Annotated in this window: 14 protein-coding genes; 8 read left to right on the top strand and 6 right to left on the bottom strand. The window is 66.9% G+C overall.

What is annotated here, in order from left to right; genetic code table 11:
• Window positions 1-115 precede the first annotated feature (115 nt).
• Together E1956_RS39175 and E1956_RS39170 are read right to left on the bottom strand one after the other, a co-directional pair.
• Entirely contained in the window at window positions 116-307 is a 192-nt protein-coding gene (locus E1956_RS39175; RefSeq protein WP_134758685.1) for a hypothetical protein, read from the bottom strand.
• Between the two features lie 16 nt (window positions 308-323).
• Complete coding sequence (locus tag E1956_RS39170; protein ID WP_134758684.1) at window positions 324-1,424, bottom strand: porin; 1,101 nt, start codon at window positions 1,422-1,424, stop codon at window positions 324-326.
• A gap of 303 nt (window positions 1,425-1,727) precedes the next feature.
• Between E1956_RS39170 and E1956_RS39165 the strand changes: the two genes are divergently transcribed.
• The 3 genes from E1956_RS39165 to E1956_RS39155 all read left to right on the top strand — a co-directional run bounded on the left by E1956_RS39165 (window position 1,728) and on the right by E1956_RS39155 (window position 6,230).
• Entirely contained in the window at window positions 1,728-3,026 is a 1,299-nt protein-coding gene (locus E1956_RS39165; protein WP_134758683.1) for an AAA family ATPase, read from the top strand.
• A 16-nt stretch (window positions 3,027-3,042) separates the two neighbouring features.
• Window positions 3,043-4,911: a cobaltochelatase CobT-related protein gene (locus tag E1956_RS39160; protein WP_134758682.1), complete on the top strand. Its 1,869-nt coding sequence runs from the start codon at window positions 3,043-3,045 to the stop codon at window positions 4,909-4,911.
• 116 nt (window positions 4,912-5,027) lie between these two features.
• Window positions 5,028-6,230, top strand: coding sequence for a J domain-containing protein (locus tag E1956_RS39155; RefSeq protein ID WP_134758681.1), 1,203 nt, complete (start codon window positions 5,028-5,030; stop codon window positions 6,228-6,230).
• Between the two features lie 36 nt (window positions 6,231-6,266).
• On the opposite strand, the gene E1956_RS39150 is transcribed toward E1956_RS39155, so the two are convergent.
• On the bottom strand, window positions 6,267-6,608 hold the full coding sequence (locus E1956_RS39150) for a DHCW motif cupin fold protein (RefSeq protein WP_134758680.1): 342 nt from the start codon (window positions 6,606-6,608) through the stop codon (window positions 6,267-6,269).
• A 58-nt stretch (window positions 6,609-6,666) separates the two neighbouring features.
• A complete protein-coding gene (locus tag E1956_RS39145) occupies window positions 6,667-7,083 on the bottom strand; it encodes a MarR family winged helix-turn-helix transcriptional regulator (RefSeq protein ID WP_134759669.1) in 417 nt (138 codons plus the stop codon).
• Window positions 7,084-7,323: 240 nt separating this feature from the next.
• Here E1956_RS39145 and badH point away from each other — a divergent pair, with 240 nt between their 5' ends.
• The 5 genes from badH to E1956_RS39120 all read left to right on the top strand — a co-directional run bounded on the left by badH (window position 7,324) and on the right by E1956_RS39120 (window position 12,609).
• Window positions 7,324-8,091 (top strand): 2-hydroxycyclohexanecarboxyl-CoA dehydrogenase, encoded by a 768-nt coding sequence (gene badH, locus E1956_RS39140; RefSeq protein ID WP_134758679.1) that lies wholly within the window; start codon window positions 7,324-7,326, stop codon window positions 8,089-8,091.
• A gap of 30 nt (window positions 8,092-8,121) precedes the next feature.
• Window positions 8,122-8,904 carry a 2-ketocyclohexanecarboxyl-CoA hydrolase gene (gene badI / locus E1956_RS39135; protein ID WP_134758678.1) on the top strand — a complete coding sequence of 261 codons (783 nt, stop codon included), beginning with the start codon at window positions 8,122-8,124 and terminating at the stop codon, window positions 8,902-8,904.
• Between the two features lie 61 nt (window positions 8,905-8,965).
• Window positions 8,966-10,117, top strand: a complete 1,152-nt coding sequence (gene aliB / locus E1956_RS39130) for a cyclohexanecarboxyl-CoA dehydrogenase (protein WP_134758677.1) — start codon at window positions 8,966-8,968, stop codon at window positions 10,115-10,117.
• Window positions 10,118-10,146: 29 nt separating this feature from the next.
• Complete coding sequence (aliA, locus tag E1956_RS39125; RefSeq protein WP_134758676.1) at window positions 10,147-11,802, top strand: cyclohexanecarboxylate-CoA ligase; 1,656 nt, start codon at window positions 10,147-10,149, stop codon at window positions 11,800-11,802.
• Window positions 11,803-11,832: 30 nt separating this feature from the next.
• Complete coding sequence (locus E1956_RS39120) at window positions 11,833-12,609, top strand: enoyl-CoA hydratase (protein ID WP_134758675.1); 777 nt, start codon at window positions 11,833-11,835, stop codon at window positions 12,607-12,609.
• Window positions 12,610-12,639: 30 nt separating this feature from the next.
• On the opposite strand, the gene E1956_RS39115 is transcribed toward E1956_RS39120, so the two are convergent.
• Window positions 12,640-14,223, bottom strand: a complete 1,584-nt coding sequence (locus E1956_RS39115; protein WP_134758674.1) for an inorganic phosphate transporter — start codon at window positions 14,221-14,223, stop codon at window positions 12,640-12,642.
• A gap of 306 nt (window positions 14,224-14,529) precedes the next feature.
• Entirely contained in the window at window positions 14,530-15,708 is a 1,179-nt protein-coding gene (locus tag E1956_RS39110) for a porin (protein ID WP_134758673.1), read from the bottom strand.
• Window positions 15,709-15,856: the final 148 nt, after the last annotated feature.

Here is a 15,856-nt window from a genome sequence, read left to right as displayed (position 1 = left end):
GCCTGAGAGTGATTGCTGAATGCTGAACTAGTGCCGATTGGGTAGTGGGCCACGGGATTGACGGCCCCCTGCGCGCCCGTGCGAACAACCTCTTGAGCTGCACTCTGGGCAAACGTCAATTATCCCACACCGCCCGCCAGGGCGTGCCGCCTGCGGGTTTCGGGGCGTTCGTGGCCACGTTGTTGGCCATTTTCACGCGGCGCCGCCGCGTGCTTTTGGCATCGTCGACGAATAAAAAAACCGCACGCTGAAAACGCGTGCGGTTCGTGTCGAGCTTGCTGATCTCGCCGATGCGCGGCCCGAACAACGGGCCGCGTGCGCCATCAGAAGATGTTGCGCAGGCCGACGGCAACGCCGGTCTGGTTGTTGCGGCCCGGGAAGTCGGCGGTTGCCGCCGCGCCCGTGCCGCGCGTGAAGTCGACCGTGCCATACACTTCGGTGCGCTTGGACAGCGCGTATTCGGCCAGCAGGACCGCCGTGTAGCGCACGCTGGTGCTCAGCGTCACGTCGTCGCCGTTCAAGGCGTTGCGGGCGTGGTCGTAGTAGTAGGCGGCCGTCAGCGTCAGCGGCGCGGTGACCTGCCACACGGCGCCGGCGTAGAAGCCGTTGTCGATGCGGTTGGTGTTCGTCACGGGCGTCGAGAAGTTGGCAGCGGGCGAGCCCGTTGCGGCCATGTACATGTCGACGATGCCGGTGTTGTCCTGGCCCCAGAGCCAGCCTGCCATCGCCTTGACGGGGCCGATCTGGTAGACGCCGCTCACGTTCACGACACGGTACTTGTTGTTGTGCAGGTCGCTGTTCTGCTGGTAGCCCGCGTCGAGCGAGGCCGGGCCGTAGGTGTACGACGCCGTGAAGCCGTACATGTTGTTCGCGCCGGTGCTGCCCGCCACGCCGCCGAAGCTGTACATGCCTTCGACTTCGAGGCCGCCGAAGTGGCCGTCGTACTTGACCGAGTTATTCTCGCGCAGGCCGTAGCCGAGCGCGCCCGGCAGCCAACTGTCCTGGTCGAAGTTGCCAACGGTCAGCGGGTCATAGACGTTGCCGAGCTGGTCGAACAGCGGGGTGTTCTGGCGGCCGAACGTGAGCGCGCCGTACTGGCTGCTCTGCAGGCCGACATAGGCCATCCGGTTGAACAGCGTGTTCTGGCTGGCCATCTGGCCGTTCCAGAGGTTGAAGCCGCTTTCGAGGCGGAACACCGCCGAGAGGCCGCCGCCCAGGTCTTCCGAGCCCTTCAGGCCCCAGCGGCTGCCGGTGACCGGGCCGACGCCCATTTGCACTTCGTTGTCGTTGTTGGCGTTGGCGTTCGTCAGGTAGCGGATGCTGGTGTCGACGATGCCGTACAGCGTGACCGAGCTTTGCGCGAATGCCGATTGCGCGGAAATGGCCAGCAGGGCAGCGCCAAGGGCCGCGGTGGTCTTCTTCATGTAATCCCCAATTTTTATACGTTGGCCGGCGCCGCATGGGTGCGTGCGCAGGCGTCATTTCGTGAAACTTTCGCGTACGCAGATCGAGTCCTGCGCGCGAAGATGGCGATAATATTTCGAATCATTAAAACTTCTGCAACAAATTTGTCATGGTGTCGCACCGCTACAACATGCGTTGGCGCTGGCTGCAGGCCTGCTTGCGTGCCGCCCAGGTGCCAGGCACCAGGAGCCAGTCAGCGGCTGGACAGCGGGTAACATGAGCGGTTAATCCCTTTATTTGCGCACGCGCGTGTCCTTTTGCCGATGAACGCCACACCTCTCGCAGTTCACGACGACGGCCCCGAGGGGGTCTACACGCGCGGCTCGGGCGAGGCGCGCGAATGGTGGCGCGTCTCGCTCTCCGAGCGCGCGAACATGTTCCGCATCGAGCACGGGCGCGGTGGCGATGGCGACGCTATTGGCGACGTGGACATCGACACCGTCGTCGACCTCGACAACCTCGAAGCGAAGCTGCTGAAGTGGCGCCGCGAGGGCTTCGTGTCCGATGCGGGCCGCGAGGACGAGGCGCGTGCCGCCGAGGCGGGCAGCCGTTTCTCCGCCGAGCTGCGGCGCGCGGCGGCCGCTGCGCGGGCGGCGCGCGAAGGCGGCGGAGCGCGCGGTGACGCGGGCAGTAAGGCGGGCGGTGAAGCGCGGCTCCCGGGCGCGACCGTGCGCATCGGCAATGTGGACATGCCGGTCGCGCAGGCGGGCTCGCTGGCCTCGCAAGCGCTGGTGCCGCGCATCAATGACGCATATCTGTTCACGGCCCGCACCGACGATGTCGCGCTCGACATCATCGAGAACCGCCGCGTGATGCTGATCGGCCACACGGGCTCGGGCAAGACCAGCTTCATCGAGCAGGTGGCCGCGCGCACGGGGCACGGCGTGCTGCGCGCGAACATGAACGGCCAGACCACCATCGGCGACTTCGTCGGGTTCTGGACCGTGAAGGGCGGCGAGACGGTCTGGGTGGACGGCGTGCTGCCCGTGGCGATGCGCGAGGGCTATTGGCTCATCATCGACGAGCTCGATTTCGCCGAGCCTTCGATCCTCGCCGTGCTGACCGCCGTGCTCGAGCCGAACGGCAAGCTGCTGCTCAAGGAGCGCGGCAACGAGATCGTGACGCCGCATCCGGCGTTTCGCCTCTTCGCCACGGCGAACGCGGCGGGTGCGATGAGTGCATACCGTCACCTGTATCAGGGCGCGAATCTGCTCAACGAAGCCTTTCTCGACCGCTGGCGTGTGTACCTTTTCGACTATCTGCCAAAAAATGAGGAAGCCGAAGTATTGCGGCGGACCTTGCCGCAACTCACGCCCGCGCTCGCGCAAACGCTGGCCGCCATTGCCGCCGACTGCCGCGCCGCGTTCGCACACGAGGATCTGGCGAGCGCGTTTTCCACGCGGCGTCTGATCGACTGGGCCGAGCTGATGTTGCGCACGGGTGACGCCGAGCGCGCCGCCGGCCCGTCGATCTACGCGAAAGTCAGCGCGGAGGACGCGGCGCTCATCCGCAGCATCATCCGCCATCACGCGATCTTCGACGCCGATCCGGGCGCGAGCTAGAGGCGAGCCTGTCGTCATGGATGCCGCCCGCCTGGACGATCTCGAAGCGCGCCTTGGCAAGCTCGCGCGCGTGCTGACCGGCGAGCCGCGCCTTGCGGTGTCGATTGGTGCCGGCGGGCCGCGCGTGGAGCATCAGCGCTTCGTTTTGCCTTCGCATGCGGACGAATCAACGCAAGCCGCTCAGGACGTGCAGGCCGCTCAACCCGGCGAATCGACAGAAGCCACCGAAGCCGATGAAGATTTGCTGATCGGCTACCTCGATTTGCTGGCGGCGCGCTGGCGGCATAGCGCACCGCCTCGGCTCGACCTTGCCCAGGCGGGCGTGACGGGGCGCATTGCGCAAGCCGTCGAGGACCGGCGCGTGCTGGCCAGGCTCGTGGTGTCGTATCCGGGCGCGCGCCGCTATGTCGAGCGGCTGCGCGCGCAGCTCGCCCGCGATGCCTCGCGGCGCTGGGGCGCGCTCTCGTGGTCCGAGCGGCTCATCTGGACTATCGAGCGCACGTTGTGGGGCGAGCCCGCTCGCGCGGGCGAGCGCGACGCGGCATCGCTCGCGGCTGCGCTACACGTGCTGGAAGGCCCGGACGGGCCGCTCGCGGCGGCGCGCGCGAGCCGCTCGACCGGCGAGAGTGTGCGGGCCGCGCAGGCCATCGTGGCGGGCGTGCGCTCGCTCGCTTCGCGCGGCGCGAACAATATGATGCAGTCGGCGCGCCCGCCCGATTCGCTCGACGACGAAACGCTCGCGCGCGAGCTCGACGACTTCGGCGCGCACGACGACACGGATTTCGCGCTGACGCTGGATGCCGCCGCTGCCGACGCGGCAGCCGAGGCGCTGCGCCAGCCCGGCGCGCAGGCGCTGGAAGTGGCCGGCGAGGCGCTCGGCGACGCCACGTCCGCGCCCGGCGCCACGCTCTCCGAGGCCGATGCCGCGCCGCCGCGCGCATCTGCCGGCGAGGCGCCGTTCGCAAAGCCGGTCCGGTCGATCCCGCTCACCACGGCCTTCGATGTCGTGACCGACCTCACCGGCAGTGGCGACGCCACGGCGTGGCGCAAGCTGCGCGCGCTGGCGCGCGCGGAGACGGGCGCGCTCAAGGCGCACCTCGAACGGGTCCTGAAAGCCGACGAACTCACGCACTGGAAGCGCGAGCAGGAGCGCGGCGAGATCGACCGTGCGGCGCTCGCGCGGCTGGCCGCCTCGCGCGGCTACCGCACGCCGTTTCGCGTGGCCACGCACGCGAGCGGCCGCGACGCCGCCGTGACGCTGCTGCTCGACCTGAGCGGCTCGATGGCGGGGCGCAAGATCGAGCTCGCGCGGCTGTGCGCGGCCGCGCTCACCGATGCCCTCATGCAGCTCGGCTTCGACTGCGAAGTGCTTGGCTACAGTTCGGTCGAGTCGCCCGACATGCGCGCGCAGTTCGAGCGCACCCGCGCGGCCGGCGCGGACCTGCACGGCTTCAACCGCTTCGTGGAGCGGCTCGACCTGCGGGTCTTCAAGCGCTTCGATGCGCGCGATTCGAACGCCGCGAGCGGCCTCGCGGCTATCGAGTGCGGCCACGAGAATCCCGACGGCGAAGCGCTCGCGTGGGCCGCCGCGCGGCTCATGGCGCGCAAGGCGCGGCGGCGCCTGCTGTTCGTGCTCTCGGACGGCTATCCGTCCACGAGCGATGGCGACCCCGCGGTCTTGCGCAGCGACTTGCATGCGCGCGTGGCAGAGGTGGCCAAGCAGGGCATCGAGCTGGTCGGCATCGGCATTCAGGACGATGCCGTCGAGGCGTTCTATCCGCAGGCCGTGGTCGTGCGCAAGCTTCACGAGCTGCCCGCCGTGGCCTTCGCGATGCTGAGCCGGATGCTTGCACTGGGGGTGAGACAACCGTTGCGCCGGGGTTGAAGCGGCCGGCGCGTTTCTTGCCGCCGGCGCCGACCTGTTATACCTTGTCTGGCAAAGCCGCCATGAATGCGGCGTATCGACTGAACCTCGACTGAACCCCTATCTACACTTCGGTCATGAGCGCCCCCGACCCGAGGACCCACGAAGACTACGACCGCCTCTACTACCGGCTCGATCTCGAGCCTGGCGCCAGCGCGGCCGAGATCAAGCACAACTACCGGCAGCTTGCCCAGATCTTTCATCCCGACAAATGGCGGCATCCGAGCCCGGCGTCGCTGCACTGGGCCTCCGAGCAGTTCAAGAAGATCAAGGAAGCGCGCGAGGTGCTGGAGGATTACTGGTCCGCGCATCACGAGGCGCCCGCGAGCCGCGTGACCCTGGGCGATGCGCACCTCGTCCGCATGCGCGAGCAGTTGCGCGACCTGCAACTGCGTCGCGAGCGTCTGCAGGGCGAGCTCGACTCGCTGCAGAGCGCCAAGCTGCGCGGCCTTGCCGAGTTTGCACGCATGCAGACCGAGCGAGAGCGCCTGATCGGCGAACTCGTGCACTTGCGCGAGGAAGCCGTGCGCGAGCGCGCAAGCGCCGCGGCGCGGCGCGATGAGGAGCAGGCGACCCGGCAGGCTGAGGCAGACACCGCCGCAAGCCCGGCCGCCGGCAATGGCGGCAACGGCAACAACCACGGCACAAGCTTCGCGCCGCTCGAACGACACCCCGTGCGCGACTTCTTCTTCTCACGTTTCGACGACCCCGCGCGCGGCTGGCTGATGACGCTGAGTGGCATCGCCGTGATGTTCATCGTCCTTTTCGTGGTGGCGCACAAGATCGTCTTCAGCGTATTCGATGTGTCCGGCTCGTGGCGCTGGCTCGGCGAGATTTTGCAAGGACTGCTGATTGCTGCGGGCGTGGTGCTGGTGGGCGGCTACGCGTGGGCACAGCGGACCTTCTATCGGGCCGATCGCGCCGGGCGCGAGCATGGCATGCCGCTACCCGCCCACGAAACGTGGCAGCGCGTGGGCGCCGCGCTGCGCGGCACGGGCCGCCATGGCGCCGAATGGCGTATCGAAACCGGCAAGCAGCTGCCCGGCAATGCGGGCTTCGAACTGCGCGCGGTCCTGCGTTACGCGATGGCGCGCGAGGGTGAGGACGATGCGCATCAGGCCGTAACCTTCCGCTGCCGCGCGCGTGCCGCGAGCGCGGGCGAGACGCGCATCGCCTGGGACTTCGGCGTGCAGGCGCCCACGTGGTGGCTCCTGCCGGCGGCAAAGGTCGTGCGCGATTTGCGCAGGCGGATCGAGGCGGATCTCGCCGCGCGCCTCTGAGCGTGCTCTCCGCGTGCCAGCGTTACCGCGGGCGTTTCAATCGACGATGAAAAGCCGCGCGCCCGTGCGCGTGTACGACTGGTGCGCCTCGGCGTTATCGCCCACCTGATAGCTCATGCCGGGCTTGAGCACGAACTTGCGGCCGTCTTCCAGCGTCGTCTCCAGTTCGCCTTCGAGGCAGAAGAGGATGTGCCCCTTGCTGCACCAATGATCGGCGAGGTAGTTGGGCGAGTACTCGACCATGCGCACGCGGATCGGGTTCTGCGCGTCGCCGAAATGCTGCGTGCGCCACGTAGCCATGCCGGTCTCGCCTTTGTGCCCGGTGGGTTCGATCTCGGTCCAGTCGGTCGTGCCGAAGCTGAATGGGTGCATTTTCATCGAATCGTGTGTCCTTTTGTGCGTGTGGTCCGTCTGGAATGGCGTATGGCACGCGCGCTCATTCTTCTTCCGCCGTGCCGCGTTCGTCGATGCGCTTCATGTTGTCGAGCAGCTTGAGCAGATAGTGCAGCGTGTGCGTCATGTCGTCGACGGAAAAATTCCCCAGCACTTCTTCGTAATACGCCTGGATCTTGGGCGTGGCCTGATGCAGCCATAGCGTGCGACCCGCCTCGCTCATGCGCACGCGGCGCGAGCGGCGGTCGAGCGCGTCCGGGGCGGCGCTCAAATGGCCGTCGCGCTCCATCCGGCTGATCAGGCCCGAGAGGTTCTGCCGGCTCACCATCAGATAGCGCGCCAGCTCGCCCACGCTCATGCCTTCCTGAACCTCCTCGCGCGAAAGTGCGCCGAGCACGGCCCATTGCTGCGTGGTCAGCCCTTCCTCTTCCACGGCCCTTGTTCCCGTTTTATGCAACATATTGGCAGATTGGTAGAGGCGGAAGAACAGCCGGTTGGCCAGCTCGAAGCGCGCAAGCTCTTCTATATCTGGGTTTTTTGAAGGCTTTGACAAAGGGTTTCTCCTGGTATGGCTGCGCTTGTCTTCGATCGATGTGCTGCCTAGTATACGTCAACATATTGACGCAATTCAGGCGGCCGAAAAAGGAGCGCGACCGCCAGCAGGCTCAATGGTAACCCTGGTAACGCATGGAGGAGCACGATGAAGAAATTCGAAGGCCGCACGGTGGTCGTGACGGGAGGCGGGGGCGGCATTGGTGGCGCGACTTGCCGGCGCTTTGCGGCGGAGGGCGCGCGCGTGGCGGTGCTCGATCTCTCGCTCGAAGCAGCGCAGAAGGTGAGCGCATCGATCGAGGCGCAAGATGGCAAGGCGCTCGCGCTGCGCTGCGACATCACGAATCGCGCTGAGGTGGACGCGGCGCTCGCGCAAGCCGAGGCGCAACTCGGCCCCGTGGACGTGCTCGTGAACAACGCGGGCTGGGACGTCTTCAAGCCCTTCACGAAAACGGAGCCCGCGCAGTGGGAGCGGCTCATCGCGATCAATCTCATGGGCGCGCTGCACCTGCACCATGCCGTGCTGCCCGGCATGGTCGAGCGCAAGCGCGGGCGCATCGTCAACATCGCTTCCGATGCGGCGCGCGTGGGCTCGTCGGGTGAGGCCGTCTACGCGGCATGCAAGGGCGGCCTCGTGTCGTTCTCCAAGACCATCGCGCGTGAGCACGCGCGCCACGGCATCACGGTGAACGTGGTCTGCCCGGGCCCGACCGACACGGCCCTTTTCGCCGATTACAAGGAAGGCGCGGGCAATCCCGAGAAGTTGCTCGAAGCGTTCCAGCGCTCGATTCCGCTGGGCCGCATCGGCCAGCCTGAGGACTTGCCGGGCGCAATCGTCTTCTTCGCCAGCGACGACGCGGGCTACATCACCGGGCAGGTGCTGAGCGTGTCCGGCGGATTGACCATGGCCGGTTGATTGATTGGCAGCACTACACAGGATTCGATCATGAACTACGAAGACATTCTTTACGAAGTGCGCAACGGCGCGGCATGGATCACCATCAATCGCCCCGAGAAGATGAACGCGTTTCGCGCTCGCACCTGCGACGAGCTGATTCACGCCATCAACAAGGCGGGCTATTCACGCGAGATTGGCGTGATCGTGCTGGCGGGTGCGGGCGACAAGGCGTTCTGCACCGGTGGCGACCAGTCCGCGCACGAAGGCCAATACGACGGGCGCGGCACCATCGGGCTGCCGATGGAGGAGTTGCACACCGCCATCCGCGACGTGCCCAAGCCCGTGATCGCACGCGTGCAGGGCTATGCGGTGGGCGGCGGCAACGTGCTGTGCACGATCTGCGATTTCACGATCGCCTCGGAGAAGGCCGTATTCGCGCAGGCCGGCCCAAAGGTCGGCTCGGTGGACCCCGGCTACGGCACGGCCTTTCTTGCGCGCGTGGTGGGTGAGAAGAAGGCGCGCGAGATCTGGTATCTGTGCCGCCGCTATCCTGCCGCCGAGGCGCTGGCGATGGGGCTCGTGAACGCGGTCGTGCCGCACGAGCAACTGGACGCCGAAGTGCAGAAGTGGTGCGACGAGATCATGGAAAAGAGCCCGACGGCCATCGCCATCGCCAAGCGCTCGTTCAACATGGATACAGCGCACCAGGCCGGCATCGCGGGCATGGGCATGTATGCGCTCAAGCTCTATTACGACACGGAGGAGTCGCGCGAGGGCGTGCGTGCGTTCAATGAGAAGCGCAAGCCCGAGTTCCGTAAGTACGCGAAGTAAAGGCGTATTTTCAACGTTTAGTATGACGAATTACTAGAGCGACCCCGTACCAGGAGTGGACATGAATCCCTATATCGACGAAGACCTCGTCGCCCTTGGCGAGCACGCGCGGCGTTTCGCGCAGGGACGCGTCGCGCCCGGCTTTCAGGAGCGCGATCAAACGCGCGTGCTCGACCGCGGCTTGATGCGCGAAATGGGCGAGATGGGATTCATCGCGCCGGAGTTGCCCGAAGCCTATGGCGGCCAGGGGCTCGGCTGCCTGGCGGCGGGCGTGATCCACGAGGAGATTGCCCGCGCCGACCTGAGCCTTTCCTATATCAACCTGCTCGCTTCGCTCAATGGGCAGATTCTGGCCCAGCACGCGGCACCCGAGATCGCGCGTCCGTGGCTCGAGCGCCTCACGCAGGGTCGCGCGCTGCTCGCAATCGCGCTGACCGAGCCGCGCGGCGGCTCGGACGCGGCGAACCTGCGGCTGAAGATGGAGCGCGTGGGTGATCACTACGTGCTCAACGGCGAGAAGACGTCGATCTCGGCCGCCGATCAGGCCGACGCCGCCGTGGTGTTCGCCCGCACGGGCCGCGTGGAGGAAGGCGCGCGCGGCGTTTCGGCCCTGCTCGTGCCGATGGATCTGCCCGGCATCACGCGCAACCGTTTCGATTGTCACGGCCAGCGCGCGATCGGGCGCGGCTCGATCTTCTTCGAGAACGTGCGCGTGCCCGTCGATCATCGGCTAGGCGACGAGGGCAAGGGCTTCGTGCAGGTGATGCAGGGCTTCGACTTCTCGCGCGCGCTGATCGGCTTGCAGGTGCTCGCGGTCGCGAGCGTGAGCCTCGAGGAGACCTGGGAGTACGTCGCGCAGCGCGAGGCGTTCGGCAAGCCGCTTTCGGCGTTTCAGGGCGTCTCGCATCCGCTCGCCGAATACGCGACCCAGGTCGAAGCCGCGCGCCTGCTGTGCCTGCAAACGCTCTGGCTCAAGGATCGCGGCCTGCCGCACACGGCGCAGGCGGCCATGTGCAAATGGTGGGGGCCGAAGCTCGCTTACGACGTCGTGCATCAATGCCTGCTCTCGTTCGGCCACGGCGGCTACGATCGCGGGCCGCTGGAGCAGCGCCTGCGCGACGTCCTCGGCTTCCAGATCGGCGACGGCACGGCGCAGATCATGAAGACCATCGTGGCGCGCGCGAACGCCGGGCGCGACGCCGTTCCCACATGAGCGGCGCTTCTCTTGCACGGGGGCATGCGATGGCGTTCGACGCAGTATTGATCGAGCAGATGCGCGCGCGCGAAGCCACGCGCCGCTGGTGGCCGGGGCGCACCATCAACGACGAACTGGACGCCTGCGTGGCCGAGTGCCCGGACAAGATCGCGCTCACCGCGCGGCGCGTGGAGGACGGTACGACCACGCGCTTCACGTACCGCGAGCTGGCGGCGCTGGCCGACCGCGTCGCCGTGGGGCTCGTGCGCCTGGGCGTGACGCGCGGTGACGTCGTGTCGATCCAGTTGCCGAATTCGTGGCAGTTCACGGTGCTTTATCTCGCGTGCTCGCGCATTGGCGCGGTGCTCAATCCGCTCATGCCGATCTTTCGCGAGCGCGAGCTGTCGTTCATGCTCGCGCACGGCGAAAGCAAGGTCGTGGTGGTGCCCAGGCGCTTTCGGGGCACCGATTACGAGCCGATGCTGAGCGCGCTGCAACCCGGCTTGCCTGCGCTACGGCACGTGATCGTGATTGATGACGGCACGGCGGCCAACAGCTTCGAGACGCTGCTTTCGGGTCCGCAATGGGAGTTGCAGCCGGACGCCAGCGAGATCCTCACGCGCCATCGTCCCGGCCCCGACGACGTCACGCAACTGCTCTACACCTCGGGCACCACGGGCGAGCCGAAGGGCGTGATGCACACCGCCAACACGCTCTTCTCGAACATCGTGCCGTATGCGCAGGCCATGCGCCTCAGCCGCGACGACGTCGTGCTGATGGCCTCGCCGATGGCGCACCAGACCGGTTTCATGTATGGCCTGATGATGCCGATCCTGCTGCGCGCGCACGCGGTGCTGCAAGACGTTTGGCAGCCGCAGGCGGCGCTTGGGCTCATCGCGGGGGAGGGTGTCACGTTCACGATGGCGTCCACGGCGTTTCTGTCCGATCTGGCCAATGCGGTGACGGAGAGCGGGACGGCCGTGCCGACGCTGCGCACGTTCCTGTGCGCGGGTGCACCGATTCCGGGTGCGCTCGTCGAGCGCGCGAGAGCGGCGCTGAGCGCGAAGATCGTTTCCGCCTGGGGGATGACGGAGATGGGCGCGGTCACGCTCACGCGTCTCGACGACGCGGACGAGCGCTCAGTCGCCACCGACGGCGCGCCGCTGCCGGGCGTGGAGGCGAGGGTGGTCGACGAGAACGGCGAGACACTGCCGCCCGGTGTTGCAGGCCGTCTGTTCGTGCGCGCGTGCTCGGCGTTCGGCGGCTATCTGAAGCGCGCGCATCTGAACGCGACCGATGCGCAGGGCTGGTTCGACACGGGCGATCTCGCGAGCATCGATGCGCAAGGCTATATCCGTATCAGCGGGCGCAGCAAGGACGTGATCATCCGCGGCGGCGAGAACATTCCGGTGGTGGAGATCGAGGCGCTGCTGTACCGGCATCCCGGTGTCTCGCAGGTAGCCATCGTGGCGTGGCCCGACGCGCGGCTTGGCGAGCGCGCCTGCGCTGTGATCGTGCCCAAGCCTGGCGAGGCAGTCGATCTGCCTTCGCTCACGGCGTTCTTGAAGACCCAAGGCGTGGCGACCCAGTACTGGCCAGAGCGGCTCTTGCTGCTCGACGCTATGCCGGTCACACCGGCGGGCAAGATCCAGAAGTTCAAGCTGCGCGATCTGTTGAATGAAATGCTTGATCAGCAAACCTGATCAATCGAAGCGATAAAAGGAGCAACGAACATGGAGGAGCAACCGGTTCTGACCGGCGTGGAAGGACGGGTGGGCACGATCACGCTCAACCGGCCGAAGCAACTGAACGCGCTCGACGATGCGCTAATGGACGCGCTGGGCGAAGCGCTGCTGCGTTTCGACGCCGACGAGAGCATTGGCGCGATCATCATCGGCGGCAGCGAGAAGGCGTTTGCGGCGGGCGCGGACATCGCCGCGATGGCGCGCTGGTCGTACATGGACGTCTACCGGCGCGACTTCATCACGCGCAACTGGGACACCGTCCGGCGCGTGCGCAAGCCCGTGATCGCGGCAGTGGCGGGCTACGCGATGGGCGGGGGCTGCGAGCTGGCACTCGCCTGCGATATCGTGATTGCGGCCGACACCGCGCGCTTCGCGTTGCCCGAGGTCCGCCTCGCGATGCTGCCCGGCGCGGGCGGCACGCAGCGCCTGCCGCGCGCGATCGGCAAGGCCAAGGCGATGGACATGTGCCTGAGCGCGCGCGTGCTCGATGCCACCGAGGCCGACCGCTATGGGCTCGTTTCGCGCGTCGTGCCGCTGTGCGCGCTGCGCGCCGAGAGCATGGCGCTCGCGGCCAGCATCGCGCGCTATTCGCTGCCCGCGCTCATGGCGATCAAGGAGTCGGTGAATCGCGCCTGGGAGAGCGCATTGGGCGAGGGCATGCTGTTCGAGCGGCGCGAGTTGCATGCGCGGTTTGCGAGCGAGGACGCGAAGGAAGGCATGGCGGCCTTCCTCGAAAAGCGCGACCCGGTGTTCACGCATCGCTGATGCATGCGCTGCGCGTAGCCGGGAATTTGCTCAGAATGACTGACGAAACACCCAGAACAGGCCGGCGGCAAGCGCGATCGAGGCGGGCAGCGTGAGCAGCCATGCGAGCGCGAGATTACGCACGGTCGACCACTGCAGGCCCGAGCCATTGGCGGCCATGGTGCCCGCCACGCCCGAGGCCAGCACGTGGGTGGTCGAAACGGGCAGGCCGTAGACGTCGGCCATGCCGATGGTCAGCATGGCCACGGCCTCGGCGGACGCGCCTTGCCCGTAGGTCAGATGCTGCTTGCCGATCTTCTCGCCCACAGTCACGACAACGCGCTTCCAGCCCACCATCGTTCCCAGTCCGAGCGCGATGGCCACCGCCACCTTGACCCACGTTGGGATGAACTTGGTGGCGTGGTCCATCTGCTTGCGAAAGTCTTCCAGCGTGGCGGTGTCGGCGGCGGAGAAGGCGGGCGTATGCGCTTTCTCCATCAGCCGGATGGCCTCGGAAGCGACGTACATGTTGTTGCGCACGTTGTCGACCATCGTTTGCGGCACCTGCGCCATCGAGCCCGAGCGGCTCACCTGGTCGCCGATGGTGTCGGTGAGCGCGCGCAGCGCGGGCAGCGTCGCGGGCTGCAGGCGCTGCGTGCTTACGTAGGCTTCGACTTCGGCGCGCGGATTGTCGGGCGGCGTGGCGCTCGCGTAGTGCGCGAGCGTGGTCGAAGCCGCGCGGGCGGATGCCACGAACGTCACGGTCTGCTCGGGCGTGACGGCCTTGTTGAGCGCATAGGCGGTGGGCACCACGCCAATCAGGATCAGCATGATGAGGCCCATGCCCTTTTGCCCGTCGTTGGAGCCGTGCGCGAACGAGACGCCCGTGCAGGTGAGAATGAGCAGCGCGCGAATCCAGAACGGCGGCGGCTCGTTCGGCTTGGGCTCGCGGTAGAGGCGCGGCGCGGGCACGAAGCGCTTCAGCGCGAGCAGCAAGAGCGCGGAGAGCACGAACCCCACCACGGGTGAAAACAGCAGGGCCTTGCCCACGCCCAGCGCCTGGGTCCAGTCGACGCCCGAAGTACCGGAAGGGCCGCTGAGCCACTGGTTCATGATGCCCACGCCGATGATCGAGCCAACCAGCGCATGCGAGCTCGACGAGGGCAGCCCGAGATACCACGTGCCGAGATTCCAGAGGATGGCCGCGATCAGCAGCGCGAACACCATGGCGAACCCGGCGTGGCTGCCCACCTGGAGGATCAGCTCGACGGGCAGCAGTTGCAGGATGCCGAACGCGACCGCGCCGCTCGAGACGAGCACGCCGAGAAAATTCCATGCGCCCGACCAGACCACAGCGGTGTGAGGTTCGAGCGAGTTCGTGTAGATGACCGTGGCGACGGCGTTGGCGGTGTCGTGAAAGCCGTTCACGAACTCGAAGCCGAGCGCGATGACAAGCGCGATGCCGAGCAGGACGAACGGCAGCGCAGAGCTGCCCTGCACCGTGCGCAGGTCGACGACGAGATGATTGATAACATAGACCGCGCCCGCTGCGATGACGAGGAAGAAGAGCGCGGCGGCGAGGCCTCGGCGGCGCGGTTGCGCCGCGCGCGGCTGGGATAAGGGGACGTCCGGCATGGATGTGCGCTGAGGGTTGGGCTCATGAGCCTCGCGCGCTGCGCCTTGAAGGCGCCATGTGCCATGACGCCGCCAGTCGATGGCGCCGATGGCGGCGGGCGCGTCGGGCGCGCCAGAACCGGGGCGGCTCGATCGAGACGCGCCAGTGTCGCACACTGGCCGAATCGCCGGAGCCAGGATGACAGCCTGCCGGGCTGCTGCGCCGCCGCGGCGCCCGCGTGACGCGAGTGGGCGGCGAATTGCGTCGGATTGACGCGTCATGCGCGGCCGGATCTCGCCGGCCGCGTGACGTCTCGCCTGCCCTGATTAGAACAGCAACGCAATGCCCGCCATGCCGACGAACTGCGAGTGCGTGCTCGACGGCGTGCTGTTCTGCGAGTCACCCACCGAGGGGCTGGCTTCGACGACATCTCCCGCGCCGTTCGCGCCGAGCGTCTGGCCGCTCGCGTGCTGATAGCCTTGCAGCGCGTAAAGCGAAGTCCGCTTGGAGAGGTGATAGGTCTCCTTGAGCGAGACCTGCTCATACCGCGCGGCGCTCGTGACGCCGTTGGCCTTCGAGGCCAGCGTGTAGGCGAAGCCGCCGCCCACGTCGAACGCAGGCGTGAAGCGGTAGGTGGCGAGCGCCGCCCAGGTGTTGAAGACGGCCGTGGTGCCGAACAGCGACTTGCCGCCCGCGAGGTATTCGACGTTGGAATACGATGCGCCCAGCATCACATTGCCGATCGTGTAGTTGCCCGCCACGGCCACGTGCTGCACGGCGCGCGCCGAAACATAGCCCGTGTTCAGCGACGACTTGCCGAAGCTCGCGGTCGACGAGGTGTCGAAGCCGCTCGTGAGCGCGGCGTTGTCCATGCGCAGGTAGCCTGCGGCGAGCGAGACCGGGCCGTTTGCATATCGCAGCGCGGTGCTCCATGTCTGACCCTTGCCGGTGCTGCCCGCAATGCCGCCGAACGCGTACATGGCGCTCGCCTGCACGCCGTACCAGGTGGGCGAGGTGTAGATCGCCGAGTTGTTGATGCGAACGGTGGTGTCGAGTCCGTCGATATCGCCGGGGTGCGCGCCGGTCGCGCCGGTGAGCCAGTTGCTGCCCGTGAGCGGCCCCACGAACTGATAGTAGGGCGTGTATTGGCGGCCGAGCGTGAGCTGGCCCACGCTGCGGTTCTGCAAACCCACGTAGGCCTGGCGGTTGAAAATCAGGCCGTTGGTCTGGAGCGCTCCGCTATTCGGATCGAAGCCGTTTTGCAGGTCGAAGATCGCGAGCGTGCCGCCGCCCAGGTCTTCCTTGCCTTGCAGGCCGAACTTCGAGGCATAGACGTTGCCCTGACGCAGGTACACGTTCGAGTGACCGTTCTGGTTGTTGACGTAAGTAATTGCGTCGTCGACAGCGCCGTAGAGCGTGACGCTGGATTGTGCGAACGCCGGGCCCGCGATCAACGCGGCGCCTGCGGCTACGAAAATACCCGGACCGAAGCCAGTCTTCTTCATCGTCGTAAATCTCCAAGAATTATAGGATTACTTATTGATTGTTGGCGTATCGCCGATCGGCGTAGCGTTTTGCGTAAGCGCGCGCTGCGAGCGGCACGGATTGCTCCGTGTCGCTGCGTGTTGCTCGGTCGATATCGCCGGGGATGCT

The sequence above is a fragment of the Paraburkholderia pallida genome (genome assembly GCF_004524855.1).
In the GTDB taxonomy this organism is placed as follows: Bacteria; Pseudomonadota; Gammaproteobacteria; order Burkholderiales; family Burkholderiaceae; genus Paraburkholderia; species Paraburkholderia oxyphila.
Note: the sequence above shows the minus strand (reverse complement) of the source record. Positions and strands in the feature narration are given on the sequence as shown.